Genomic DNA, 24,583 nt, shown 5'->3' on the forward strand with positions numbered 1-24,583 from the left:
GGGTCCGACCTCCCGAATGGACTGTCGCCGGCGTGGCGGCACCCGTCACGAGTGAAGCAGGTCCCCCACCGCGTCGCACGGCAACTCGGGCAGCGGCGGCCCCACGAGGGAGCCGCCGCTGGTGGAGGCGCGTCGTGTCAGACGCACTCGCGGCAGATCAGCTCGCCGTTGCGCTCGACCGCCAACTGGCTGCGGTGGTGCACGAGGAAGCAGCGGGCGCAGCGGAACTCGTCCTGCTGCATCGGAAGCACCTTGACCGTGAGTTCCTCGTCGGCCAGGTCGGCGCCGGGCAGCTCGAAGCTCTCGGCCACCTCGGCCTCGTCGACGTCCACGGCGCCCGACTGTGAGTCGACGCGTCGGGCCTTGAGCTCTTCCAGGCTGTCCTCGCCGAGGTCGACCTCGTCGCGACGCGGGGCGTCGTAGTCGGTGGCCATCGGTTTCACTCTCCCATATCGATGTTGTCGCTTCCGGTTGTAACGCCGGACGACGCTGTTTCGGTTCCGCTGGCCGGCCACCACTTGTGTCGGTCACCCGACCCGAAGACAGCACGGACGGAGACCTCCGGAGGAACCCCCAGCGAGCGCGGAACCTTACCCCCCCTTTGGGCGAGGCATGTATACCGCCCTCGTGGCTGAGATGTACGCCCCCGCACGCGAAGTTGTTCCCAATGTGACTCAGGCGACACGAAGATAGGGGTAGTAGTACCCGGTTCCCGGATGGCGCGCCGGCATGTCGGGCTGTTTCCACGCGACGGCCGGACAACCGTTAACCTCAGCGGCGTACTCGACGGCCGGCGGGGCGGCCCGACCGCCGGCGGCCGCCGCCACCCACCTCTGTCCGGGGAGCACCCTGATGAGCTTTGCGCGAGTGCGAGCACTCGTTGTCGTCGGCCTGCTGGCGGTGCTGGCCCTGGTCTTCGTGGTGGTCGCCATGGTCCGCGACACCCAGGGCGACGGCGGCCTCGCCGGTGGCTGCCCGGAGGGCTGGCCGATGGCCGACGTGACCCTGCGCGAGCCCAAGGACGTCAAGATCAACGTGCTGAACGGCACGGACCGGATCGGCCTGGCCGGCGCCATCGCCGACGACTTCCGCAACCGGAAGTTCCAGGTCAAGAAGACCGGCGACGAGAAGAAGCAGATCGACGACATCGCGGTGCTCCGCTACGGCCCGAAAGGGGTCGGCTCGGCGCACCTGCTGCGGGCGTACTTCCTCGACAACGCCGAGTACGAGTACGACGCCAAGCGCACCGACGACGTCGTCGACGTGGTGCTGGGCAGCGGCTTCCAGCAGCTCGCCACCACCACCGAGGTCAACCAGTCCCTGGGCGACCTCGGCGCGCCGGTCGCCCCGGCGGGCTCCTGCCCGACGCGCGAGGACGGCTGACGCGGAGTGCCGCGCCCCGGCCGGGCCGGGGCGCTCACCACGCCCGCGCGACGCGGGAGCCGTACCGGCCACGTGCGGGCCATACCCGGCCGCGTGGGGCCACACTCGGCCGCGTCCGTCACGGGCCGCCGGAGGCGTCCAGGTCGGCGAGGCGGTCGTGCAGGGGCTTGAACAGGGCCGACGAGGCGGCGATCACCATGTCCGGGCCGGCCGGCAGCCCGCCCAGCCCGGCCACCAGCAGCCCTGCCTCGGTGGCCACGAGGGCCCCGGCGGCCTGGTCCCAGGCGGCCAGACCCTTCTCGTAGTAGGCGTCCACCCGCCCCTCCGCCGCCAGGCAGAGGTCCAGCGCGGCGGCGCCGAGCCGGCGGATGTCGCGGACGTGCGGGATCAGCTCGGCGACCACCCGGGCCTGGTGCGCCCGGCGCGCCGGGTCGTAGCCGAACCCCGTGGCGACCAGCGCCTGGCCGAGGTCGGTCTCGGTGGAGCAGCGCAGCCGCTCCCCGTCGCGCCAGGCGCCTCCGCCGACGGTGGCGGTCCACTCCTCGCCGGTGTTGACGTTGCGCACCACCCCGGCCACCACCTCGCCGTCGACCTCGGCGGCGAGCGAGACCGCGCAGTGCGGGATCCCGTACAGGTAGTTGACCGTGCCGTCGATCGGGTCGATGATCCAGCGCACCCCGCCGGGGCCGGTCGGGCCGGTCTCCCCCGCCCCGTACTCCTCGCCGAGTACGGCGTCACCCGGGCGCAGCCGGCGCAGCGCGTCGACCACCTGCCGCTCGACCGCCCGGTCGGCGGCGGTCACCACGTCGGTGACCGTGCTCTTGGTCGCGGCCACCGAGACGCCCTCGACCCGCATCCGGTACGCGGTCGCCGCCGCCTCGCGGGCCACCTCGATCGCGATCTCCAGCAGCTCCGCAGGCGCCGAGCGGTCCATCGTTCGTCCCCTTCCCGCACGGCCGGGGTGTTCCGGGTCACGCGCGGTACCATCCTTACAAAGTCCACATCTACGTCGAATCGGCGGTCCCCGCCGCCGGTCCACCGTGCGGCGACGGATGATCGCCGCAGACGGCGTTACAATTCACCCCTGCCCACGCTGCGACGGACCGCCAACGACCGGCCGGCCCGGGACACGGGGGTCCTTCAACCACATCGCCCGGCAAGGTGCACCGCTCTGCGTCGGACGACCCGGCCGTGCTCGCTCTTCGCCTCCGGAAGGTCATTCGTGACAGAACCCCGCCAGACCGGCGCCGACGTTCGCTCGCTCACCGACACCCTGATCGCCCACGCGCAGAGCGCCGGCGGCCAGCTCACGTCGGCCCAGCTCGCGCGCACCGTCGAGTCCGCCGAGGTGACTCCGGCCCAGGCCAAGAAGATCTTGCGGGCGCTCTCCGAGGCGGGAGTGACCGTGGTGGTGGACGGCTCGGCGAGCACCCGCCGCCGCGTCGCCGCCGCCCGCTCGGCCACTCCGGCGTCCCGGGCCACCACCGCCAAGACGACCAAGAAGGCCGCCGCGCCCGCCCCCAAGCAGGCGCCCGCCGCCGACGAGGCCGCCGCGCCCGCCCCGCGCAAGGTCGCCGCCGCCCGCAAGGCCGCCGGCACCACCGCCGAGGTGGCCGCCAAGGCCGCGGCGCCCGCGAAGGCGACCAGGTCCACCCGGGCCACCAAGGCCACCGTCGCCGCGGCGGCCGGTGCCAAGCCGGCCAAGGCCGGCGGCAAGGCCAAGGGCGAGGGCGCCGAGGGCGACATCGACCCGGAGGAGCTGGCCGCCGAGATCGAGGACGTGGTGGTCGAGGAGCCGGCCGAGCTGACCCAGGCCGCCGAGACCGACGCCGCCAACTCGGCGAGCGACAACGACTTCGAGTGGGACGACGAGGAGTCCGAGGCGCTCAAGCAGGCGCGCCGCGACGCCGAGCTGACCGCCTCGGCCGACTCGGTCCGGGCCTACCTGAAGCAGATCGGCAAGGTCCCGCTGCTCAACGCCGAGCAGGAGGTGGAGCTGGCCAAGCGGATCGAGGCCGGGCTCTACGCCGCCGAGCGGCTGCGTGCGGCCGAGGAGGGCGAGGAGAAGCTCACCCGCGACATGCAGCGGGACCTGCTCTGGATCTCCCGCGACGGCGAGCGCGCCAAGAACCACCTGCTGGAGGCCAACCTCCGGCTGGTCGTCTCGCTGGCCAAGCGCTACACGGGTCGCGGCATGGCGTTCCTCGACCTCATCCAGGAGGGCAACCTCGGCCTCATCCGCGCGGTCGAGAAGTTCGACTACACCAAGGGCTACAAGTTCTCCACCTACGCCACCTGGTGGATCCGGCAGGCGATCACCCGCGCGATGGCCGACCAGGCCCGCACCATCCGCATCCCGGTGCACATGGTCGAGGTGATCAACAAGCTCGGCCGCATCCAGCGCGAGCTGCTCCAGGACCTGGGCCGCGAGCCCACCCCGGAGGAGCTGGCCAAGGAGATGGACATCACACCGGAGAAGGTGCTGGAGATCCAGCAGTACGCCCGGGAGCCCATCTCGCTGGACCAGACGATCGGCGACGAGGGCGACAGCCAGCTCGGCGACTTCATCGAGGACTCCGAGGCCGTGGTCGCGGTCGACGCGGTGTCGTTCTCGCTGCTGCAGGATCAGCTCCAGCAGGTGCTGCAGACGTTGTCCGAGCGTGAGGCGGGTGTGGTACGCCTGCGCTTCGGTCTGACCGACGGCCAGCCGCGCACCCTCGACGAGATCGGCCAGGTCTATGGCGTGACCCGGGAGCGCATCCGGCAGATCGAGTCCAAGACCATGTCCAAGCTGCGCCACCCGTCGCGTTCGCAGGTGCTGCGGGATTACCTGGACTGATCGCGATCGTCAACCGAACGTGTCGTTTTGATCACCTGACGTGCAACGTCGGAAGGTGATCGTTCGGTTGCACGATTGTGATCGTTGACGTGGCACCCTTGGTGCACGGCACACTGTCCCTGCCATGTGTGACCTCGGTCCCCCGCGGGCACACAGGGAAGGCAGCGCCGGGACAGGGTGTTGCACGATAGGTGAGCAACGACCGAAGAGATTGTTCATCGGTGACGACCAGAGGAGGAAGGCGATGACCCCGACCCTCACGCCGCCGCCCGAGACGGTGGCTCCCCCAGCCGCCGATGAACGGTGCGACCGCTGCAATGCTGCCGGCAAGCTCCGGATCACTCTGGCGGGTGGGAGCGAGCTGGTGTTCTGTGGGCACCACGCGAACAAGTACGCGGAGGATCTCGTGAAGATCACCGTGCGGTACGCGACGGACCCGGAGTTCAGCTGGCGTGGCGCCGATCTGATGGCGAACTGAGTCCGCAAACCCACGACATAGCCGGCCGGAGGCCCCCAACGGGGAGCCTCCGGCCGGCTTTTGCGTACCCCCGCCCTGTCTGACCCACGGCCGCAACGGGCCGCGGTGGAACGGAGCGCGCGGCCGGGCCACGGGCTACCTGACGGGTGCAGCGGGGCGCGGAGCGCGCGGCGGGGCCCACGAGCGCCCGACGGGGCCCAGGGGGCCCGGGCGGGCGGATCCCACAGCCGGCCCACGGGCGGCCTGAGAGGGCACAGCGGGCGCGGGCGGAGCCGACCGCACACCGCCGGCCCCACAGGCGGCCTGACGGGCGCCGGGGGCGCGGACCGCGCGCCGGGTCCACGGCCACCACCCGGGCCGTGCGGGGCCGTCCGCCGTCAGAGGGTCTGGACGGTGGCGATGCGCTCCTCGAGCTGCTCGATCGTGGCCTGGGCGCTCGGCGGGCCGCCGCAGAGGCGGCGCAGCTCGGCGTGGATCTTGCCGTGCGGCTGCCCCGTCCGGTGGTGCCGGGCGGCCACCAGAGCGTTGAGTTGCCGACGCAGGGCGACCCGGCGCTGGGCGGCACTCATCGGTGCCGGCGGCGCCGCGGACGGCTCAGCGGCCGGCTCAGCGGGCCGCGCGGCCCTTCGGCGTTGGGCGGCGAGCTGCTCCTGCTGCCGCTTGGTCAGCAGCATGGCGACCTGGTCGGCGGTCAGCAGCCCGGGCAGGCCCAGGTACTCCTCCTCCTCGGGGGTGCCGGCCTGGGCGGCGGTGCCGAACGAGGCGCCGTCGAAGATCACCTGGTCCAGCTCGGCGGTCGCGGAGAGTGCGGCGAAGCGCTTCTCCAGCTCGCCGCTGGCCTGGTCGTCACGCTGGGCGCGTTCCAGCAGGTCGTCGTCGAAACCCTCGCGGTCCTTCGGCTTGCCGAGCACGTGGTCCCGCTCGGCCTCCATCTCGCTGGCCAGCCCGAGCAGGTGCGGCACGCTGGGCAGGAAGACCGAGGCGGTCTCCCCCTCGCGGCGGGCGCGGACGAACCGGCCGATCGCCTGCGCGAAGTAGAGCGGGGTGCTGGCGCTGGTCGCGTACACCCCGACCGCCAGGCGGGGGATGTCGACGCCCTCGGAGACCATCCGGACCGCCACCAGCCACCGCTGGTCGGACGCCGCGAACGTCGCGATCCGCGCGGAGGCCCCCACGTCGTCGGAGAGCACCACCGCCGCCCGTTCGCCGGTCAACTGCTCGATGAGCTTGGCGTACGAGCGGGCGGTCTGCTGGTCGCTGGCGATCACCAGCCCGCCGGCGTCGGGCATCCCCGCGTTGCGCAGCACGGTCAGCCGGGCGTCGGCGGCCCGCAGCACCTGCGGCATCCAGTCGCCCGCCGGGTCCAGGGCGGTACGCCACGCCTGCGCGACGAGGTCCTGGGTCATCGGCTCGCCGAGCCGCGCCGCCAGCTCCTCCCCGGCGTTGGTGCGCCACCGGGTCTCCCCGGAGTACGCCAGGAAGAGCACCGGGCGGACCACGCCGTCGCGCAGCGCGTCGGAGTAGCCGTACACCGAGTCGGCGCGGGAGCGGAGCAGACCGTCCCCGCCGCGCTCGTACGTGACGAACGGGATCGGGTTGTCGTCGGAGCGGAACGGGGTGCCGGTGAGCATCAGCCGGCGCTCGGCGCCCTCGAAGGCCGCCTTCACCCCGTCGCCCCAGGAGCGGCTGTCCCCCGCGTGGTGGATCTCGTCGAGGATGACCAGCGTGCGCCGGGTCAGGGTGCGCCGCCTGTGCACCTGGGGCGCCATCCCCACCTGCGCGTACGTCACGACGGCGCCGTGGAAGTCGGCGGCGGAGTGCAGGTCGGCGTTGCGGAAGGCGGCGTCGAGCTGGATGCCGACCCGGGCCGCCGACTGCGCCCACTGGGTCTTCAGGTGCTCGGTCGGGGCCACCACGGTGACCGCCTCGACGGTGCCGTCGGCGAGCAGCTCGGCCGCGATCCGCAGGGCGAAGGTGGTCTTGCCGGCACCCGGGGTGGCGACGGCGGTGAAGTCGGGGTCCCGCCGGCGCAGGTACTCCACCAGTGCCTTGCGCTGCCACGCACGCAGTGCCGGAAACGTCTCGATCGCCGGCAACCGGGCCGCCACGCGAAGCTCCTCTCCGACCGCCTGAAACGGGCGGACCCCGGCCGAGGGCCACGGGTGCCGCCGCCCATGAAAACGCCTCCGCGCCGATGGTGCCGCGAAGGCCGACTCAGCATAACCAGCGGGGCGCTCCCGACCCAGCCGACACCACGCGGCTCACATCCCCCACGCCCGTCACCCCGCCCCGGCGAGGGCTCAGGGATGGGGGCCGGGGGCGTGGGTACGTGGGGGGCGGAGGGTGGCGATCGGGGCCGACCAGCGCCGGCGCAGGGCGACCAGGCGGAACAGGAAGACGAACGCCGCCGCCGCGGTCAGCCAGGCGGCGTTGGCGTGCCCGAGCGCGTCCAGCAGCGCCACGGCGATCGAGCCGGCGAGCGCGGCGACCGCGTAGATCTCGCGCCGCAGCACCACCGGGATCTCGGCGGTGAGCAGGTCCCGCCCGAGGCCGCCGCCGATCGCGGTGAGCATGCCGATCACGCACGCCCCCACCGCCGGCACCTGGGCGTCGAGGGCCTTGACCGTGCCGGTGACGGTGAACAGCCCCAGCCCGGCCGCGTCCAGCACGAGCACGGTGGTGCGCAGCCTGGCGAGCTGGGGGTGCAGCCAGAAGACGGCGGCGGCGGTGACGGCGGCCGTGGCGGCGTACCGCCAGTCGGCGAAGGCCAACGGCGGCACCTCGTCGATCGCCAGGTCCCGGAAGATCCCGCCGCCGAGCGCGGCGACGAAGCCGACGAAGACGACGCCGAAGAGGTCGAGCCGTTTGGCCACCGCCGCGGAGGCCCCGGAGGCGGCGAAGACCGCCACCCCGGTGAGGTCGGCGAGGAGCAGGGCGGTGGAGGTGGTCACCGCCGCAGGTTACGTGGGCGGCCGGGACGACCGCCCCGGTTCACTCGGCGTACGAGTCGTAGATCTCCTTGCACTTCGGGCAGACCGGCGAGCCGGGCTTGGCGGCCTTGGTCACCGGGAAGGTCTCCCCGCAGAGCGCGACGACGAAGGTGCCCATGACGGCACTCTCGGCGATCTTCTCCTTGCGCACGTAGTGGAACATCTCGGGACCGGTGTCGGCGTCCTTCAGCTCCGGACGCTCGAGAACCTGTGTGCTCACTTCTACACCTCCAACCGTCAAGTCTGGCAGGTCACCGCGGCCCGGTCCACTTCAGGCCACCCCGGCGAAGGCCGTACGGTGGTGACGTGACCGACTTTCACATCCACTACGGCGCCGAGGTGGCCGAGGCGCTGCGCGCCGGACGCCCCGTCGTCGCCCTGGAGAGCACCATCGTCTCGCACGGCCTGCCCCGGCCCGACAACCTCCGGGTGGCCCGGGAGATCGAGCAGGCGGTCCGGGACGCGGGCGCGGTCCCGGCGACCATCGGCATGGTCGGCGGCCGGCTCGTGGCGGGCCTGGACGACGCGGAGCTGACCCGGCTCGCCACCGCCGACGGGGTCGCCAAGCTCTCCGTACGCGATCTCGCCGTGGCGGCGGCCACCGGCGCGGACGGCGCCACGACCGTGGCCGCGACCAGCGCGGTGGCCGCCGCCGCCGGCATCGGGGTGTTCGCCACCGGCGGCCTCGGCGGGGTGCACCGGGAGGCCGCGCAGACCTTCGACGAGTCCGCCGACCTGGTCACCCTGGCCCGGACCCCGATCGCGGTGGTCTGCGCCGGCGTCAAGTCGATCCTCGACGTGGGCGCCACCCTGGAGCGGCTGGAGACCCTCGGCGTCGGCGTGGTGGGCTACCGGACCCGGCGGTTCCCCGGCTTCTTCATCACCGACGGCGGCTTCGACCTGGACTGGTCGCTGGACTCCGCGGAGCAGGTCGCCGACGCGCTGGCCGCCCGGGAGCAGCACAACGTGCACCACGGCGGCCTGATCGTGGCCAACCCACTGCCGGCCGACGAGCAGCTCGACCCGGAGCTGCACGACCGGACGCTCGCCGACGGGCTGGCGCTGCTGGAACGCGACGGGGTGACCGGCAAGGCGGTGACGCCCTACCTGCTCGCCCACTTCCACTCGGCGACCGAGGGGGCGAGCCTGGCGGTGAACGTCCGGATCATCCTGCGCAACGCCGACCTCGCCGCCCGGATCGCGGTCGCCGCGGCCGCCCGTCGCGCCGACGCATGACCGCAGGCCGCGTCCTCGTCGTCGGTGACCTGATCACCGACGTGGTGGCGGTGCTGGACGGGCCGCCGGCCACCGGGTCCGACACGCCGGCGACCATCCGGTTCAGCGGCGGCGGACAGGCCGCCAACACCGCGGCCTGGCTCGCCGCCCAGGGCGTGCCGGTGACGTTGGTGGGCGCGGTCGGCGACGACGGCCAGGGGCGGGAGCGGGTGGCCGAGCTGGAGCGGGCCGGGGTCGACTGCGCGGTGACGCGGCATCCGGAGCACGCCACCGGCACGGTCATCGTGCTGGCCACCGCCGGGGAACGGACGATGATCACCGAGCGGGGCGCGAACCTGCGGCTGGCCCCGGCGGACGTCGACGCGGCGCTGGCCGCCGCGCCGGACGCGCGGCACCTGCACCTGTCCGCGTACACCCTGCTGGACGCCGGGTCCCGCCCGGCCGGGCTGCGCGCGCTGGCCGCCGCCCGCGAGCGCGGGCTCACCACCAGCGTCGACGCGGCCTCCGCGGCGCCGCTGCGGCGGGTCGGCGCGGCGGCCTTCCTGTCCTGGGTACGCGGGGTCGACCTGCTCCTGGTCAACGCCGACGAGGCGACGGTGCTGGCCGGCGGGCTCGACCCGGCGGCGCAGGGGCGGGCGCTGTCGGCCTCCGCCCGGCGGATCGTCGTCAAGCAGGGTGCGGCCGGGGCGGTCTGGGTGGACCGGGACGCCACGGTCGCCGTGGCGCCGGCCCGCCGGGTGGCGGTGGTGGACGTCACCGGGGCCGGGGACGCCTTCGCGGCCGGCCTGCTGGCCGCCTGGCTCGCCGGCGCGGACCCGACGGTGGCGCTGCGCCGCGCGGGCGACCTCGGCGCCCTGGCGGTCTCGCAGGTGGGCGCCCGCCCCACTCCCTGACCCGAACCCCGCGCCCCACCCCCGCTCGCCCGCGGGGGGCGGGGCGGTCAGGGCTCGGCGTCGATCACCTTGTGCGGCCGCTCCTCGGCGGTCAGGCTCATCGGCGGGGTCTCGTCGCGGTGCCGCGGCTGGAACCGGGACGCCAGCCGGTGTTGCTCCTTCGGCGGCCGGTCGTTCGCCAGCAGCACCGCCAGCCAGGGGATGAGCACCATGCCGAGGGCCACCAGCGGCAGCCAGAGCCAGAGCAGTGGGGCCTGCACGCCGACCAGGACGGCACCGACGATCACGCACGCCACCCGGATCCCCATCATCAGCACGTAGCGCCGCTGGCGGCTGGTGAGCTGGTCGTCCTGGCTGCGCGAGGCGTCGGTGATCAGGATCGGCTGGTACGCCTGACGCTTCACCACGGACCTCCTCGAGGGGGTTACGCCTCATCCTGTCACCTCGAACGCGTGATCAGCGAAAATCGGCACAGCCGGGCTCGTGTTACATCCGTGGTACGCTCGCGCCGTGGGCAGCAGGTTCAGCTTCACCGACGAGGCGTTGGCCAACCTGAGGGTCTACGACGTCACGCCTGGGGAAGTCTGGGAGGCGCTGCACAGCACCCGCCGGGTGATCCGTCACCTGGGTGACGACGTGATGGTCGTCTACGCCGCCGCCCGCCGGGGGCGCCGGCTGGCCGTGCTGCTCGCCGAGGCCGACGGCACCGACAACGACTGGGACATCCTCTCCGCCCGCGAGCTCAGCGACGCCGAGGCGAAGCGCTACGACGAGGCCGTGCGGAGATCTCGCCGATGAGGAGGCGGTGACGATGAACCGTAACGACGCGACCAAGCAGTTCCACAGCGGCGGTGACCGGCTCGCGGAGCTGATCGACGAGAGCCAGCCGGTGGAGCTGCCCACCCCCGACACCGACACCCCCATGGTCAGCCGCTCGGTGCGCCTGCCCCTGGAGACGTACGAGCGGGTCCGCGCGGCCGCCGACGCCCGCGGCATCGGGGTCACCACTCTGATGCGGCAGTGGATCGAGGCCGGCCTGGCCGACCTGGACGACTCGGCGACGGTCTCGCTTGCCGACGTCCGGCGGGCGCTGGCCGCCCTGTCCCGCCCGACCGCCGCCTGACGTCGCGGCGCACCAGGGCACACCCCACGACCGCCGTCCGACCCCGGCCCGCACGGGTCGCCCTGGAAACTCCCGCCCACCGGCCCCGCCGCGCGGCAGTGGCGTCAGCCCTGGGCGGCCTTCGCCTTCGCCGCCGCCTTCATCTGCTGCTTGTAGTCGCGCACCCGGCGCAGCGATTCCGCGTCGACGACGTCCGCCACCGACCGGTGGGCGTCCAGGTCGCCGTACCCGCCGGCCGCCTCCCGCCAGCCCTCCGGCGTGACCCCGAACCGCTTGCCGAGCAGGGCGAGGAAGATCTGCGCCTTCTGCCTGCCGAAGCCGGGCAGCTCGGCGATGCGGCGGAGCAGTTCCCGGCCGTCGGCGACGTCGGACCAGAGCCGGGCGGCGTCGCCGTCGTACCGGTCGACGAGGACCCGGCACACCTCCTGCACCCGGGCCGCCATCGCCTTCGGGAACCGGTGCAGCGCCGGCGGCCGGGCGAACAGGGCCACCAGGGCCTCGGGGTCGTGGTCGGCGATCTCCCGGGCGTCCAGGTCCCGCCCGAGGCGCTGGGTCAGCACGTACGGCGAGGAGAAGGCCTTCTCCATCGTCACCTGTTGGTCGAGGACCATCCCCAGCAGCAGGGCCAGCGGGCTGCGCTCCAGCAGCCGGTTGGCCTCGGGGTCGATGGGCAGCGCGAGCGTCATGGGGACATCCTGCCCAATGGCGGGGGCCGGGGCGGAGGGGCCGCGCCGATCCGCCCCACCTTCCCGCCGCCGACGGGCCGGCCCCGGCCGCCGCCGCGCGGGGCGTCACCGCCCGGCCCCGGGTTACCCGACCGGCGCCCCTACGCCGGTGACCGCCGGGAGGCGGGCCGGACGAGCCCGAGATCGTAGGCGAGGATCGTCGCCTGCACCCGGTCCCGCGCACCCAGCTTGCCCAGCAGGGCGTTGACGTGCGCCTTCACCGTGCCGGTCGCGACGCCCAACTGCGCGCCGATCTCCGTGTTGGTCAGCCCGGCCGCCAGCCGGACGAAGACCTCGCGCTCCCGTGCGGTGAGCGCGGCCAGCTCGACGGGCTCCGCCGGCGGGGTGAGCGCCCCGGTGGCGAAGGCGTCGATCAGCCGGCGGGTGACGGTGGGGGCGAGCAGCCCGTCGCCGGCGGCCACCACCCGGATCGCGTGCAGCAGGTCGACCGGTTGGGCGTCCTTGAGCAGGAAGCCCGAGGCGCCCACCCGCAGTGCCTCGAACACGTGGGCGTCCAGGTCGAAGGTGGTCAGCACCAGGACCCGGGGGCCGGCCGGGTCGGCGGTCAGCCGGGCGGTGGCGGTGAGGCCGTCCATCCCCGGCATCCGGATGTCCATCAGCACCACGTCCGGTCGGCTCCGGGCGGCCTGGTCGAGCGCGTCGGCGCCGTCGGCGGCCTCCCCGACCACCGTCAGGTCCGGTTCGGCGTCGACGATCGCCGCGAACCCGGCCCGGACGACCGGCTGGTCGTCCACCACCAGCACCCTGATCATCGCGCCCCCTCCGGCACCCGTTCCCGCCGCTGCCCGGGCCGGGCGACGGAGGCCCCGGGGACCGGCGGCAGCGGCAGCCGCGCCCGCAGTTCGCCGCGGCGCAGCGCGAGCCGGCCGCCGAGCGCGTCGACCCGGGCCCGCAGCCCGGCGACGACCAGCGGGTCCGCCGCGGTGGGCAGGCCCGTGACCGACACCCGCAGCTCACCACCGGCCAGCCGCAGCACCACCCGGGCCGGCCCGGTGCCCGCGTCCAACGCGGCCTCCACCAGCCGGTACGCCGACACGTCCACGTCGGTCGGCAGGGCCGGCACGGTCGCCGGCGCGTCCAGCAGGACGTCCCGGCCGTCCGCCTGCCGCGACGCGCAGAGCCCGCCCACATCGGCGAGGGTCGGTTGCGGACCGTGCGGCGTCGGCCGCTCGTCGGCGCGCAGGTCGTCCAGCAGGCCGCGCATCGCGGCCAACGTGGCCCGTGCCTCGACCAGGATCTCGGCGAGCCGGCCCTGGTCGGCGACGACCACCAGGCGACCAGCCCGGTCCAGCACCGCCGAGCGTAGTCCGGCGCCGACCCGCTCCCGCTCGGACCGGGCGGCCGCCACGGCCCGGGCGGTCGCTGCGGCGAGCGCGTCGTCCTCCCGGCCGAGCACCTGCCGCCGCCGGCGCCGGACCAGCGCGCCGCCGCCCCAGGCCAGCAGCATCGGCGCCAGCAGCAACCCGGCGACGAAGACGGTCATGAAGACGGTGACGGGAACGTGCACGGGCTCCCCCGCGATCGAGCCGTCCGCCGCCGCCGTACCGACCAGGCCCACGGCGAGCACCGTGGCCGCCACCGGCGCGGCCAGCCACGTCGGGCCGGCCCGTCGGGCGTACGCGGCCACGGCCCAGACGGCGGCCAGGTCGGCGAAGCCGGCGGTCAGCAGCACGAACTCCGCGCCCCGGGGCAGCTCGACCAGCAGCGCCGTGACCGGCCAGAGCAGCGCGGTCCCGGCGACGCCCGCGAACGCGGCCCACGGTCGGCGGCACCGCCACGCCAGCGGCGCGGCGTGCGCCACGGAGAACAGCAGGAGCTGGAGCAGGACGATCGGGTCGCGCAGCCCCGCCAGTTCGACGTCGGTCTCCACCGACACGAGGGCCGCGGCCACCGGAAGCACGAGCGCGTTGCCGACCAGCGCGGCGGTCACCAGGGACCGGCCGTTCTCCGACCGGACCGGCGACGGCAGGCTGCCGGGATCCGCCCCGACCGGCAGCCGTGCCTCGACCCGCCAGCCGTCGCCGTCCGGGCCGGCCCGCAGGGTGCCACCCAGGGCGGCGACGCGCTCCCGCAGGCCGCTGATCCCCCGCCCGGCGCCCAGCGTGAAGGTGGCCGTCGGCCCCGGTACGCCGGTGTCGGCGACGGTGACGGTGACGGTCCCGGCGTCGACCGCGACCCGGACCGAGGCGTCGGCTCCGGCGGCGTGCCGCACCACGTTGGTCAGGGACTCCCGGACGACGGCGTGGACGACCTCGGTCAGCGCGGCCGGCGGTTCCGGACCGACCCGGTCCAGGCGCACCGGCTGGCCGAGCCGGTGGAAGCCGGCGACCAGGTCGTCGAGCCGCCGCCGCAGCGGCCGGTGCGCCTCGGTGTCCTCGCCCATCACCGCGACCAGGCGACGCAGCGCGACCAGGGTCTCCCGCCCCGTACGCGCCGCGAACTCCACCGCCTCCGCGGCCAGTTCCGGACGTCGGGCCGCGAGCCGCTCGGCCGCTCCCGCCGTCACCACGATGGAGGTGAGGTGGTGGGCGCTGACGTCGTGCAGCTCCCGGGCGAGCCGGTGGCGTTCGGTCTCCGCCGCCCGGCGGGCCTCCGCCTCGACGGCGACGAGCCGGCCGGCCACCGCCGCCCGCCCGGTCACCCAGTGCCGGCGGCTGCGCCCGAGCCCGGCGGCCAGCAGGTAGCCGAGCACGGCGACGACGACCTCCCCCAGATAGGCCGCGGCGGTGTCGAAGCGGGGCAGGTTGACCGACGCCACCCACAGGGCGCCGGCGGCCAGCGCCACCCGGACCACCCGGCCGGGCGCCCGGACGGCCACGGACCAGATGGCGACCAGCTCGGCGAGGCTGAGCACCAGCAGGTCGTCCGGAGAGACGCCGAGCCGGCCGAGGGTCTGCGCGGCCAGGACCACGCCCAGCGCCGGGAGCGGCCGACGTTGCCGCCAGCCCAGCGCCAGGAGGGTGACCACGGCGGCGACCAGACCCGCCGTGGTCGCCGCCACGTCCGGTGCGTCACCCCGCAGCAGCGGCAGGCCGGGCCAGACCAGGATCTGGGCGCCGACCAGCGCCGACGGCAGCAACCAGGTCCGCAGGAGAGTCATGATGAGGGCAACCCTACGTAGGCCCGCCGACCGGTCACGTCACCCGCGGGCACGAGGCGGCCTATACCCCAGGGTGGTGCCGAAATCGGTCCGCACGTCGACCCGTCGGCCCGTCGGCGGCGGCAGGCTTGCCTCCATGATCAGTACTACTCCCCCGGGCGCCCCGTACCACCGACTGGCCCGGACCGGCCGGCAGCGGTGGTGGCGGCCGCTCGTCGGCGTCCTCGCCCTGCTCGGCGGGGCGCTGCTCGTCGGCTGCGCGATCTTCGGCGTCGCCACCATCGTGGCGGAGATCACCGACCGGCCGACGGACGCCGACGGGCTGCCCGTCTTCGGTCCCGTCGTGGACACCGCCCTGCTGGTGCTGTCGGTGGCGGTGGCCCTGCCGCTGACGATGGCCGTCACCCGCTGGGTGGAACGCCGGCCGGCCGGCAGCCTCTCCTCCGTGCTCGGCCGGGTGCGGTGGCGCTGGCTGGGCACCTGCCTGCTGACGGCGGCCCCGGCGATCACGGTCATGCTGGTCGGCAGCCATCTGCTCCTGCGGGCCACCGGGGACGAGATGGTCCTCGTCGGCCCGCTCGACGCCTGGGTCGGCTGGCCTGCTTTCGCCGCCGGCCTGCTGATGATCGTCACGCTGGTCCCGTTCCAGGCCGCCGCCGAGGAGTACCTGTTCCGCGGCTGGCTGCTCCAGGCCTTCGGGACCTGGCTGCGCTCGCCCTGGCCGGGGCTGGTGGTGCAGGCGGTGCTCTTCGCCGCGGCGCACGGCTGGGGCACCGTCTGGGGCTTCGCCGACCTGGTCGTGATGGGTCTGCTCTGCGGGTGGCTCACGGTGCGTACCGGCGGCCTGGAGGCGGCCGTCGCGTTGCACGTGGTCAACAACGTGAGCACGTTCGGGCTGGCCGCGGCGTTCGGCGGGCTGACCGTGGACGAGACAATGGCCGACGCGCCGTGGCAGCTGGTGCTGGTCGACGTGCTCGTGCTGCTGGCGTACACCTGGCTGGTGGCACGGGCCGCCGACCGGCGCGCGCTGGCGACGGCGGCGCCGGGCGGCGGATCCCCCGAGCGTCCGGGCGGCGGATCTCCCGGCCGTCCGGGCGGCGGTCAGGGCGGCGACCCGGAGGCCGACGCCGGAGTGGCCCATCCCGACGGGCGGTCCGTGTGGCCGGTGGGGTCGGTTGACGGCGACGGGCCGGCGGTCGGGCCGGCGCCGGGGTCGGCGGCCCGCCGATCTCCCGGGTGGTCGAACGCCGGCGCGCGGCGCCAGGCAGGATGACGGCGTGGACGGACACGACATGTTGCTCTCCCCCGCCGGCGTCGAGGCGCTGCGGACCGCGCTGACCAGGGCCGGGTTCACCTCGAACGGCATCGCCACCCGGCTCGGCCCGCAGGCCACCGGCGGCGTGGCCCGCAACGACTTCCGGGCCGCGCTGCGCGCCACCGAGGACCGCGACCCGCTCGGCACGCTGATCCGGGTGTTCGTCTGCGAGCAGACCGAGCCGGAGGCCGCCGTGGCCGCCGCGCTCGCGCCGCTGTCGCTGGACGAGGCGCTCGCCGGGGGCCTGGTCGAGCGGCATGGCGACGGGCTGCGGATGGGCCTGGACCTGGAGCCGTACGGGGACGACTGGTGGGTGCTGGCTGACGTGCCCGCCAGCGCCCGCCCGGGCCGCCCGTTGCACGCCCACCACGTGCTCGGCATCGGCGGGGCGACCCAGACGCTGATCGGCGCGACGGTCCGCCGGCCGGTGGAGACCGCGCTGGACCTGGGCACCGGCTCCGGCGTACAGGCGCTGCACCTGGCCACCCACGCCCGGCGGGTGACCGCCACCGACGTCTCCGAGCGGGCGCTGCGCTTCGCCGCCACCACCGCCGCGCTCAACGGCCAGGACTGGGAGCTGCTCCGCGGCGACCTGGTCGCCCCCGTCGCCGGGCGCCGCTTCGACCTGGTGGTGAGCAACCCGCCGTTCGTGGTCGGGCCGGGCACCACCACGCACGTCTACCGCGACTCCGGCCGGGTCGGCGACGCGATCGGCGCGGAGCTGGCCGCCGCCGCGCCCGGTCTGCTCACCGAGGGCGGCACCATGCAGTACCTGGCCAACTGGGTGCACGTCGCGGGCGAGGACTGGGCCGAGCGGGTGACCGGCTGGTTCGCCGGCACCGGGCTGGACGCCTGGGTCGTCCAGCGCGAGGTGGCGGACCCGATGGCGTACGTCAACCTGTGGCTCACCGACGTCGGCGAGGCCGCCGACCCGCAGCGGATGGCGGACTGGCTGGACTGGTTCGACGCGCACAAGGTGGAGGCGGTCGGCTTCGGCATCGTCTCGCTGCGCCGCTCCGGCCACGACGACCCGGTGATCCGGGTGGAGGACCTGCGGCAGCGGGTGGAGGCGCCGCTGGGCGACCGGATCGGCGCCTGGTTCGACCGCCAGGACTGGCTGCGCGCCCACGACGCCGACGGGCTGCTCGCCGCGCGCTACCGGGCGGCTGACGGCCTCCAGCTCCGGCAGGAGGCCACGATGGGCGACGAGGGCTGGGCGGTGGACCGGCAGGTGCTGGCCATGCCGCACGGGCTGCGCTGGACGGAGGAGATCGACCCCCTGGTGCTCGCCCTGGTGGGCGGGGCCGACGGGCGGCTGCCGCTGCGCGACCAGCTCGCCCTCCTCGCGGCCGCGCACGACGTCGCCCCCGAGGAGCTGGCCGACGCCGCCGGCCCGATCGTGGCGCACCTCGTCGAGCGCGGCTTCATCGAGCCGGTGACCGGCTGATGCGGGCCGTGGTGCAGACCGTCAGCCGGGCGGGCGTGACGGTCGACGGCGAGGTGGTCGGCGCGATCGACGACGGGCTGCTGGTGCTGCTCGGGGTGACCCACACCGACACCGTCGAGACCGCCCGCACGATGGCCCGCAAGGTGCACGAGCTGCGCATCCTCGACAACGAGCGGTCCGCCGCCGACACCGGCGCGCCGATCCTGGTGGTCAGCCAGTTCACCCTCTACGGCGACGCCCGCAAGGGACGCCGTCCGAGCTGGACGGCGGCAGCCCCGGCCGAGGTGGCGGAGCCGCTGGTGGCGGCGGTCGTGGAGGCGCTGCGTGCCCGGGGCGCGAAGGTCGAGACCGGTCGCTTCCGCGCCCACATGCTGGTCGAGAGCGTCAACGTCGGTCCGCACACGATCCTCCTCGACCTCTAACCTCCACCTTCCCCTCCCCCACCCGCACTCCCCGAATCCCACCCCGTTGATCATGAAGTTATTGCCGTGACACGCCGCGGCGAACGACAACAACTTCATGATCAACCTGCGCCTGTGGGGGCGGGGTGGGCGGGTCAGGAGAAGAGGCCGCGGCGCTGGAGCGACTGGCGGATCCAGGCGTCGAGCTGGGCCGTCCAGTCGGTGCGCTCGGCGGTGGCGTGGTCGATGGTGAAGCGGCCGAAGGCGTCCCGGCCCTCGGTGAACAGGCCGCCGCGCTTGTCGAGCTCCAGCACCACCTGGATCTGCTGCGGGTCGGTGACGAAGGTGACCTCGAGCTGGTTGATCGCGCCGGCGTACTGCGGGGCGGGGTAGAACTCGATCTCCTGGTAGAAGGGCAGGCTCTGCCGCACGCCGTAGATGTGGCCGCGCTCCACGTCGGCCCGGGCGAACCGGAAGCCCAGCCGCAGGAACGCCTCCAGGATCCGCTGCTGGGACGGCAGCGGGTGCACCGCCACCGCGTCCAGGTCGCCCTTGTCGACCGCGCGGGCCACCTCCAGCTCCGTACGCAGCCCCATCGTCATCCCGTGCAGGTGCTGCCCGTACAGCTCGGTGAGCGGCGTCTCCCACGGCACGGCGAAGCGGAACGGGATGTCGTGGCGCTGGCCGGGCTCCAGCCGGAACGCGCCGGTCGCCGCCTGCCGGTGGAACTCCTGCGTGGTCTCGTAGTCGTTGTCGCCGCTCTCCACCTCGACCCGGGTGACCAGGCCCAGGGACACGTAGGAGATGTCGACGGGGTGCTCGCCGCCGGCCACGTGGACGACGCCCTCCAACTGGCCGCCGGGGCGGCAGTTCGGGTTCGCCAGGACCGTTTCCACCGACGGGCCACCCACGCCCATCGCCTGCATGAGCCGCTTGAAGACCACGACACCCTCCAAAACCTGTTCCGGTGCGCCGACGTCGCCGGCGGCGCCGGCCCCACTGGCCGACCGCTGGCACGGTAACCGCACGCGACAAGGAACGCTCGGCGACGACACGCGCACGGTACGCAGGACCCGGGCCGGATTCGTGTCGGGTCCCCGATCGCCTCACTCCCGTTTCACGCCCCGCCCGCCAAGCTGTGTGTCACACCGGCACCACTGGGCCGGAACGAGCGGCACAGACGTGGACACGGGGAGAAGACGAGATGGCCCTGCAGATGATGGAGCACCGGATGCGCCCGGCCGGCACCACCGAGGCCGACCACGCCCACGACACCCTGACCGACCTCGACGCCACGGACGAGCGCGGCGTCTCCACGGACCTGGTCCGGGCATACCTGAACGGGATCGGGCGGACGAAGCTGCTGACCGCCGCGCAGGAGGTCGACCTGGCCAAGCGGATCGAGGCCGGCCTGTTCGCCGAGGAGAAGCTGGCGACCTGCACCCCGGTCTCCGCCGAGCTGCGGGCCGACCTGGAGCTGATCGTCACGCAGGGCCGGGCGGCGAAGGACCACCTGCTGGAGGCGAATCTCCGCCTGGTGGTCAGCATCGCCAAGCGCTACACCGGTCGCGGCATGGCGTTCCTCGACCTCATCCAGGAGGGCAACCTCGGCCTGATCCGCGCGGTCGAGAAGTTCGACTACGCCAAGGGCTACAAGTTCTCCACCTACGCCACCTGGTGGATCCGGCAGGCGATTACCCGCGCGATGGCCGACCAGGCCCGCACCATCCGCATCCCGGTGCACATGGTCGAGCAGGTCAACCGCATGGTCCGGGCCCGCCGCGAGCTGTCCGTCTCGCTGGGCCGCGAGCCCACCGTCGCCGAGGTCGCCCGAGCCATGGACATCCCGGAGTTCCAGGTGATCGAGCTGATCTCGTACGACCGGGAGCCGGTGAGCCTGGACCAGGCGGTCGGCGAGGACGGCGAGAGCGCGCTCGGTGACTTCGTGGCCGCGGTGGACCCGAGCGCCGAGCCGGGCGACGTCGCCGCGCAGGGCGAGCTACGCAACGAGGTGAGCATCGTGCTGGCCACCCTCTCCCAGCGGGAGCAGGCGGTGATCCGGCTGCGGTTCGGTCTCGACGACGGCCGGCAGCGCACGCTCGACGAGGTCGGCCGGGAGTTCGGCCTGTCCCGGGAGCGGATCCGGCAGATCGAGAAGGTGACCCTGCTGAAGCTGCGCGACCCGGAGCGGGCGCAGCGCCTGGAGGCGTACGCCTGCTGACGTTCCCTGAGCCACGCGAGGCCCCGGCGGTTCGCCGGGGCCTCGCGTGCGTCCGGGCCGTGGTCCTTGACGCGGGCCGCCGGGCGGGCTAACAACATGTGTGAACTGGACCCTGGAAGTGGTGGTCGTACCGGTTTCCGACGTGGACCGGGCCAAGGCGTTCTACGCCGACCAGCTCGGCTTCGTCGTGGACCACGACACGGTGGTCAGCGCCGACGCCCGGATCGTGCAGCTCACCCCGCCCGGCTCGGGCTGCTCGATCGTCATCGGCGAGGGCGTGCTGCCGGACATGCCGCCGGGCTCGCTGAAGGGCCTCCAACTGGTCGTGCCCGATCTGCCCAGGGCCCGGGCCCAGCTGGTCGAGCGCGGCGTGGCGGTCAGCGAGATCCAGGTGGTGGGCGAGAACCCGCGCCCCGTGCCGGACCCGCTGGACAACGTCGGCTTCGTCTTCTTCACCGACCCGGACGGCAACGCCTGGGCGGTGCAGCAGATCTCCTCCCGGGCGTGAGTGCTCGACCTCCCGCCGGTTAGGAAGGGCCCCTTCCTCTACCGCAGGCGTTAGGAAGGTGCCCTTCCTTACAGGCGGCGGGGGCCGGTGTCGGGGCGGGCGACGGCGGAGCCGATGCGTACGGTGGCGTGCAGCACCGAGATGCCGTCGGGGCGGGCGAGCACCGGGTTGAGGGTGAGCGCGCGCACCCGGGGCTGCTCGTCGGCTAGCCGGCCGACGCGCAGCAGCAGGTCGGCCAGGGCCGCCCGGTCCACCGGCGCCGCGCCCCGGTGCCCGCGCAGCAGCGGCGCGGCCCGTGGCTCGTCGACCAGCTCGGCCGCGTCCAGGTCGGTCAGCGGCACCGCGCGCCAGGCCCGGTCGCCGAGCAGTTCGGTGGCGACGCCGCCCAGCCCGAAGCCGACCACCGGGCCGAACGCCGGATCCTCGACCAGCTCGACCACGCAGGCCACGCCGGGCGGCACCATCGGCTGCACCAGGACGTCCGCGCCGAAGACCGCCGACATCTCCGCATACGTGCGGTGGACCGTGGCGGCGTCGGGCAGGTCGAGCCGGACCGCGCCGAGGTCGAGCCGGTGCCGCAGGCCCGGGGCAGCGGCCTTGAGGGCCACCGGGAACCCGAGCCGGGTCGCCGCGTCGACGGCCTCCCCGGCGGAACGCACCGGTGCCGACTCGACCACGTCGATCCCGTACGCGGCGAGCAGCCCCACCGGGTCGAGGGCCTCGGGTCGCAGGGCCGCGTGCGCCGCCACCCGGTCGACCCGGGGCAGCTCCGGCAGCAGGCCGGCCGGGCGGCGCAGCCAGTCGGCGTACGTGGCGACCCGGGCGAGGGCGCGGACGGCCTCCTCCACGCTCGGGTACGCGGGCACCCCGGCCGGCGCCCGGCCGACCAGGAACGTCGCCACGGTCGGCTTGCCGGCGGCGAGCGCGGCCGGCAGGGCGGCGGTGAAGTCCGCCTCGGTGTCGGTGAGCTGGCCGGGCAGCGGCGGGGCGAAGACCACCACGAGCGCGTCCACGCCCTCGTCGGCGGCGGTGTCGGCGAGCGCGGCGGCGAACTCGGCCGCGCCGGCGCGGGGCCCGACGTCGCGGGGGTAGCCGCGGGCGACGGTGAGCCCCTGCGCGGCGCAGGCGGTGGCCGCGAGCCCGGTCAGCGCCGAGGAGTTGCCGACCACCCCGACCCGCGGCCCGGCGGGCAGCGGCTGGTTGGCCAGCAGCACCCCGACGTCGAGCAGCTCGGCGACGGTGTCCACCCGGATCACCCCGGAGTGCGCGAACAGCGCGCCGACGGCGACCTCGTCCGGCCCCGCGGAGTCGCCCACGCCGGGCGGGCGGGCCGGCGAGGCGAGCGCCACGACCGGCTTGTCCCGGCCGATCCGGCGGGCCAGCCGGGCGAACTTGCGCGGGTTGCCGAAGGTCTCCAGGTACAACATGATCACGTCGGTGCCGGGGTCGTCCTGCCAGTACTGGAGCAGGTCGTTGCCGGAGACGTCAGCCCGGTTGCCGGCCGAGACGAAGCTGGACAGTCCCAGCCCGCGCCGGTCCGCCTCGGCCAGCAGCGCCACCCCGAACGCGCCGGACTGGCTGAAGATGCCCACCCGGCCGGGCACCGGCAGCCGCGGGGCGAGGGTGGCGTTGAGGCGTACGGTCGGGTCGGTGTTGGCCACCCCCAGGCAGTTCGGGCCGACGACGCGCATGCCCGCCGCGTGCGCCGCGCGGACCAGCGCGCGCTGCGCGGCGGCACCGTCCGGGCCGGCCTCGGCGAAGCCCGCGGAGATCACCACCAGGGCGTGCGCGCCCGCGGCGGCGGCGTCGTCGACCGCCTCCCGCGCCGTCTCCGGCGGCACCGCCACCACGGCCAGGTCGACCGGCACGCCCGCGTCGGCCGCCGACGGGTACGCGGGCAGCCCGGCGACCGCCGCCGCGCTCGGGTGCACCGGCACCACCGAGCCGGTGTAGCCGCCGTCGCGCAGGTGCCCGAGCACCGCCGCGCCGACGCCCTGCCCGGTGGCGCTGGCACCGTAGACGGCGACGCCGCGCGGGGCGAGCAGCCGGGCGACGGAGCGGGCCTCGGTGCGGTGCTCGCGACCGCGCTGCACCTCGAGCGTGGCGTCGGTGGGCGCGATCGGGAAGGTCAGGTGCACCACGCCGTCGGCGAACTGGCGCTGGAGCTGGTAGCCGAAGTCGGAGAAGACCCGCAGCATCGCGCCGTTGGCCGGGAGCACCTCGGCCACGAAGTTCGCGATGCCGGTCTGGCGGGCCGCGTCGGCCAGGTGTTCCAGCAGCACCGAGCCGATGCCCCGGCCCTGGTAGGCGTCCTCGACCACGAACGCCACCTCGGCCTCGGGCGCGTCGGGGCCGAGCCGCTCGTAGCGGCCGACGGCGACGATCCGGTCGCCGGCCAGCACCACAAACGCCTCCCGGTCGCGGTGGTCGACGTTGACGAAGCGGTGCAGGTCCCGCTCGGGGATGCGCGGGTACGGCGAGAAGTACCGCAGGTAGCGGGTGCGCTCGGAGAAGCGCGAGTGCATCGCCACGATCCCCGGCCCGTCCGACGGGCGGATCGGTCGCAACTGGACGGTGGTGCCGTCGCTGAGCAGCACGTCCACTGGTTGTTCCACCGTGGTCACCTGTGTAGTTCCTTCCGGCCCGGCTCAGTCGCGCGGGTCGTGCGGGTCGAGCCCGAACAGCGGGAACGCCGTCTTGCGGGCCGCCGCGATCGCCCGGTCCACCGCGTTCGGCTCGCCGGTCGGCTGCCACGGCTCGTACGACGGGTCGACGTCGTCGGTCATCCGCAGCGGGATCTCCCGGCCCGGCCGGCGCGCGGCGGCCAGTTCCCGCCAGGCCGGCGGGGTCAGCGTGGCCGGCGCGATCGGCTCGCCCGTGGCCACGGCGAGCAGGTGCGTCCAGGCCCGCGGCACCACCTCGACCAGCGCGTACCCGCCGCCGCCGGTGGCCGCCCAGCGGCCCTCGCACAGCTCGTCGGCGAGCGCCCGCAGGGCCAGGTAGGTGGCGCGCTGACCGTCGACGGAGAGGTGCAGGTCGGCGAGCGGGTCGAGCCGGTGCCCGTCGGCCCCGCACTGGGTCACCAGCACCTGCGGCCGGAACGCGCGCAGCACCGACGGCACGACCGCGTGGAAGGCGCGCTGCCAGCCGGCGTCGTCCACGCCGGGCGGCAGCGGGACGTTGACGGCGCTGCCCACAGCACCTGGCCCGCCGGTCTCGTCGGGGAAGCCGGTGCCCGGGAAGAGCGCCAGCGGCGTCTCGTGCAGGCTGACCGTCAGCACCCGAGGATCGTTCCAGAAGATCTGCTGCACCCCGTCGCCGTGGTGCACGTCCACGTCCACGTACGCGACCCGCTCGGCGCCGAGGTCGAGCAGGCGGGCGATGGCCACTGCCGGGTCGTTGTAGACGCAGAAGCCGGCGGCCCGGGCGGGCATCGCGTGGTGCAGCCCGCCCGCCACGTTGACCGCCCGCCGGGCCTCGCCCCGCCAGACCGCCTCGGCCGCGGCCACGCTCGCCCCGGCGACCAGCGCGCTCGACTCGTGCATCCCCGCGAAGACCGGGTTGTCGGAGGTGCCCAGCCCGAAGCCGGCGAAGAGCGGGTCGCGCGGGGCGGCCCGCACCGCGTCGAGGTAGCGGGGGTCGTGCACCCGGGTCAGCAGCGCGTCGTCGGCCGGCTCGGGCTTGACCAGCCGCACCCCGGGACGCGCCAGCACGCCGAGCTCGCGGGCCAGCGCGACGGTCAGCTCCACCCGGACCGGGTCGAGGGGGTGATCCCCCATGTCGTAGGCGAGCAGGGACTCGTCCCACACCACCACCGTGTCCTCGGACATGGCCTCATCGTCGCACGCGCGCCCGCACGCCCCCAGCGCGCGTGCTGGGGGCGCGCCCCGGTGTCGGCCTGCT

Annotated in this window: 24 protein-coding genes; 12 read left to right on the forward strand and 12 right to left on the reverse strand. The window is 74.7% G+C overall.

What is annotated here, in order from left to right; genetic code table 11:
* Positions 1–137: 137 nt before the first annotated feature.
* Positions 138–434 (reverse strand): DUF4193 domain-containing protein, encoded by a 297-nt coding sequence (locus ACGF5G_RS21765; RefSeq protein WP_007075406.1) that lies wholly within the window; start codon positions 432–434, stop codon positions 138–140.
* A gap of 433 nt (positions 435–867) precedes the next feature.
* Between ACGF5G_RS21765 and ACGF5G_RS21770 the strand changes: the two genes are divergently transcribed.
* Entirely contained in the window at positions 868–1,383 is a 516-nt protein-coding gene (locus ACGF5G_RS21770; RefSeq protein ID WP_393265607.1) for a LytR C-terminal domain-containing protein, read from the forward strand.
* Positions 1,384–1,501: 118 nt separating this feature from the next.
* Here ACGF5G_RS21770 and ACGF5G_RS21775 read toward each other — a convergent pair whose 3' ends face one another.
* Positions 1,502–2,317: an inositol monophosphatase family protein gene (locus ACGF5G_RS21775; RefSeq protein WP_393265354.1), complete on the reverse strand. Its 816-nt coding sequence runs from the start codon at positions 2,315–2,317 to the stop codon at positions 1,502–1,504.
* Between the two features lie 288 nt (positions 2,318–2,605).
* Between ACGF5G_RS21775 and ACGF5G_RS21780 the strand changes: the two genes are divergently transcribed.
* Positions 2,606–4,222, forward strand: a complete 1,617-nt coding sequence (locus ACGF5G_RS21780) for an RNA polymerase sigma factor (protein ID WP_393265357.1) — start codon at positions 2,606–2,608, stop codon at positions 4,220–4,222.
* A gap of 244 nt (positions 4,223–4,466) precedes the next feature.
* Positions 4,467–4,700: a hypothetical protein gene (locus tag ACGF5G_RS21785; RefSeq protein ID WP_036374862.1), complete on the forward strand. Its 234-nt coding sequence runs from the start codon at positions 4,467–4,469 to the stop codon at positions 4,698–4,700.
* A 377-nt stretch (positions 4,701–5,077) separates the two neighbouring features.
* Here the strand turns inward: ACGF5G_RS21785 and ACGF5G_RS21790 are convergent, their stop codons facing one another.
* The 3 genes from ACGF5G_RS21790 to ACGF5G_RS21800 form a co-directional block, all read right to left on the reverse strand.
* A complete protein-coding gene (locus ACGF5G_RS21790) occupies positions 5,078–6,808 on the reverse strand; it encodes a DEAD/DEAH box helicase (protein WP_393265359.1) in 1,731 nt (576 codons plus the stop codon).
* A 192-nt stretch (positions 6,809–7,000) separates the two neighbouring features.
* Positions 7,001–7,651 (reverse strand): trimeric intracellular cation channel family protein, encoded by a 651-nt coding sequence (locus ACGF5G_RS21795; protein ID WP_393265362.1) that lies wholly within the window; start codon positions 7,649–7,651, stop codon positions 7,001–7,003.
* A 40-nt stretch (positions 7,652–7,691) separates the two neighbouring features.
* The gene (locus tag ACGF5G_RS21800; protein WP_091096469.1) at positions 7,692–7,910 is read right to left on the reverse strand and encodes a DUF3039 domain-containing protein; all 219 of its coding nucleotides are present in this window, start codon (positions 7,908–7,910) and stop codon (positions 7,692–7,694) included.
* 86 nt (positions 7,911–7,996) lie between these two features.
* Between ACGF5G_RS21800 and ACGF5G_RS21805 the strand changes: the two genes are divergently transcribed.
* Positions 7,997–8,926, forward strand: a complete 930-nt coding sequence (locus ACGF5G_RS21805; protein WP_393265364.1) for a pseudouridine-5'-phosphate glycosidase — start codon at positions 7,997–7,999, stop codon at positions 8,924–8,926.
* Positions 8,923–9,819, forward strand: coding sequence for a carbohydrate kinase family protein (locus tag ACGF5G_RS21810; RefSeq protein ID WP_393265367.1), 897 nt, complete (start codon positions 8,923–8,925; stop codon positions 9,817–9,819). The genes ACGF5G_RS21805 and ACGF5G_RS21810 overlap by 4 nt, the downstream gene beginning before the upstream one ends.
* 47 nt (positions 9,820–9,866) lie before the next feature.
* Here ACGF5G_RS21810 and ACGF5G_RS21815 read toward each other — a convergent pair whose 3' ends face one another.
* The gene (locus ACGF5G_RS21815) at positions 9,867–10,223 is read right to left on the reverse strand and encodes a DUF3099 domain-containing protein (RefSeq protein WP_350711071.1); all 357 of its coding nucleotides are present in this window, start codon (positions 10,221–10,223) and stop codon (positions 9,867–9,869) included.
* A gap of 106 nt (positions 10,224–10,329) precedes the next feature.
* Here ACGF5G_RS21815 and ACGF5G_RS21820 point away from each other — a divergent pair, with 106 nt between their 5' ends.
* Entirely contained in the window at positions 10,330–10,617 is a 288-nt protein-coding gene (locus tag ACGF5G_RS21820) for a hypothetical protein (RefSeq protein ID WP_245724613.1), read from the forward strand.
* A 13-nt stretch (positions 10,618–10,630) separates the two neighbouring features.
* Entirely contained in the window at positions 10,631–10,942 is a 312-nt protein-coding gene (locus tag ACGF5G_RS21825; protein WP_350681320.1) for a hypothetical protein, read from the forward strand.
* A 104-nt stretch (positions 10,943–11,046) separates the two neighbouring features.
* On the opposite strand, the gene ACGF5G_RS21830 is transcribed toward ACGF5G_RS21825, so the two are convergent.
* The 3 genes from ACGF5G_RS21830 to ACGF5G_RS21840 all read right to left on the reverse strand — a co-directional run bounded on the left by ACGF5G_RS21830 (position 11,047) and on the right by ACGF5G_RS21840 (position 14,788).
* Positions 11,047–11,628: an HhH-GPD-type base excision DNA repair protein gene (locus tag ACGF5G_RS21830; protein WP_393265370.1), complete on the reverse strand. Its 582-nt coding sequence runs from the start codon at positions 11,626–11,628 to the stop codon at positions 11,047–11,049.
* A gap of 140 nt (positions 11,629–11,768) precedes the next feature.
* Positions 11,769–12,440, reverse strand: coding sequence for a response regulator (locus ACGF5G_RS21835; RefSeq protein WP_393265373.1), 672 nt, complete (start codon positions 12,438–12,440; stop codon positions 11,769–11,771).
* The gene (locus ACGF5G_RS21840) at positions 12,437–14,788 is read right to left on the reverse strand and encodes a histidine kinase (RefSeq protein ID WP_393265376.1); all 2,352 of its coding nucleotides are present in this window, start codon (positions 14,786–14,788) and stop codon (positions 12,437–12,439) included. The genes ACGF5G_RS21835 and ACGF5G_RS21840 overlap by 4 nt, the downstream gene beginning before the upstream one ends.
* Positions 14,789–14,924: 136 nt before the next feature.
* Here ACGF5G_RS21840 and ACGF5G_RS21845 point away from each other — a divergent pair, with 136 nt between their 5' ends.
* Genes ACGF5G_RS21845 through dtd form a run of 3 tightly spaced genes read left to right on the forward strand, consistent with a single transcriptional unit; the run spans position 14,925 to position 17,972 of the window.
* Positions 14,925–16,061 carry a CPBP family intramembrane glutamic endopeptidase gene (locus ACGF5G_RS21845; RefSeq protein ID WP_393265379.1) on the forward strand — a complete coding sequence of 379 codons (1,137 nt, stop codon included), beginning with the start codon at positions 14,925–14,927 and terminating at the stop codon, positions 16,059–16,061.
* A gap of 4 nt (positions 16,062–16,065) precedes the next feature.
* The gene (locus tag ACGF5G_RS21850; RefSeq protein ID WP_393265382.1) at positions 16,066–17,550 is read left to right on the forward strand and encodes a methyltransferase; all 1,485 of its coding nucleotides are present in this window, start codon (positions 16,066–16,068) and stop codon (positions 17,548–17,550) included.
* The gene (gene dtd, locus ACGF5G_RS21855; protein ID WP_393265384.1) at positions 17,550–17,972 is read left to right on the forward strand and encodes a D-aminoacyl-tRNA deacylase; all 423 of its coding nucleotides are present in this window, start codon (positions 17,550–17,552) and stop codon (positions 17,970–17,972) included. Before ACGF5G_RS21850 ends, dtd begins: the two co-directional genes overlap by 1 nt.
* Positions 17,973–18,106: 134 nt before the next feature.
* On the opposite strand, the gene ACGF5G_RS21860 is transcribed toward dtd, so the two are convergent.
* Positions 18,107–18,895, reverse strand: coding sequence for a sporulation protein (locus ACGF5G_RS21860; RefSeq protein WP_393265387.1), 789 nt, complete (start codon positions 18,893–18,895; stop codon positions 18,107–18,109).
* A 260-nt stretch (positions 18,896–19,155) separates the two neighbouring features.
* Here ACGF5G_RS21860 and sigB point away from each other — a divergent pair, with 260 nt between their 5' ends.
* Positions 19,156–20,172 (forward strand): RNA polymerase sigma factor SigB, encoded by a 1,017-nt coding sequence (gene sigB / locus ACGF5G_RS21865; RefSeq protein ID WP_393265390.1) that lies wholly within the window; start codon positions 19,156–19,158, stop codon positions 20,170–20,172.
* Between the two features lie 100 nt (positions 20,173–20,272).
* Positions 20,273–20,680 carry a VOC family protein gene (locus ACGF5G_RS21870; RefSeq protein WP_393265393.1) on the forward strand — a complete coding sequence of 136 codons (408 nt, stop codon included), beginning with the start codon at positions 20,273–20,275 and terminating at the stop codon, positions 20,678–20,680.
* A gap of 68 nt (positions 20,681–20,748) precedes the next feature.
* Here the strand turns inward: ACGF5G_RS21870 and ACGF5G_RS21875 are convergent, their stop codons facing one another.
* Positions 20,749–23,304 carry a GNAT family N-acetyltransferase gene (locus tag ACGF5G_RS21875; protein WP_393265396.1) on the reverse strand — a complete coding sequence of 852 codons (2,556 nt, stop codon included), beginning with the start codon at positions 23,302–23,304 and terminating at the stop codon, positions 20,749–20,751.
* A gap of 24 nt (positions 23,305–23,328) precedes the next feature.
* Complete coding sequence (locus ACGF5G_RS21880) at positions 23,329–24,510, reverse strand: acetoin utilization protein AcuC (protein WP_393265399.1); 1,182 nt, start codon at positions 24,508–24,510, stop codon at positions 23,329–23,331.
* Between the last annotated feature and the right edge of the window lie 73 nt (positions 24,511–24,583).

Source organism: Micromonospora sp. NPDC047730, assembly GCF_043204765.1.
Classification (GTDB): domain Bacteria; phylum Actinomycetota; class Actinomycetes; order Mycobacteriales; family Micromonosporaceae; genus Micromonospora.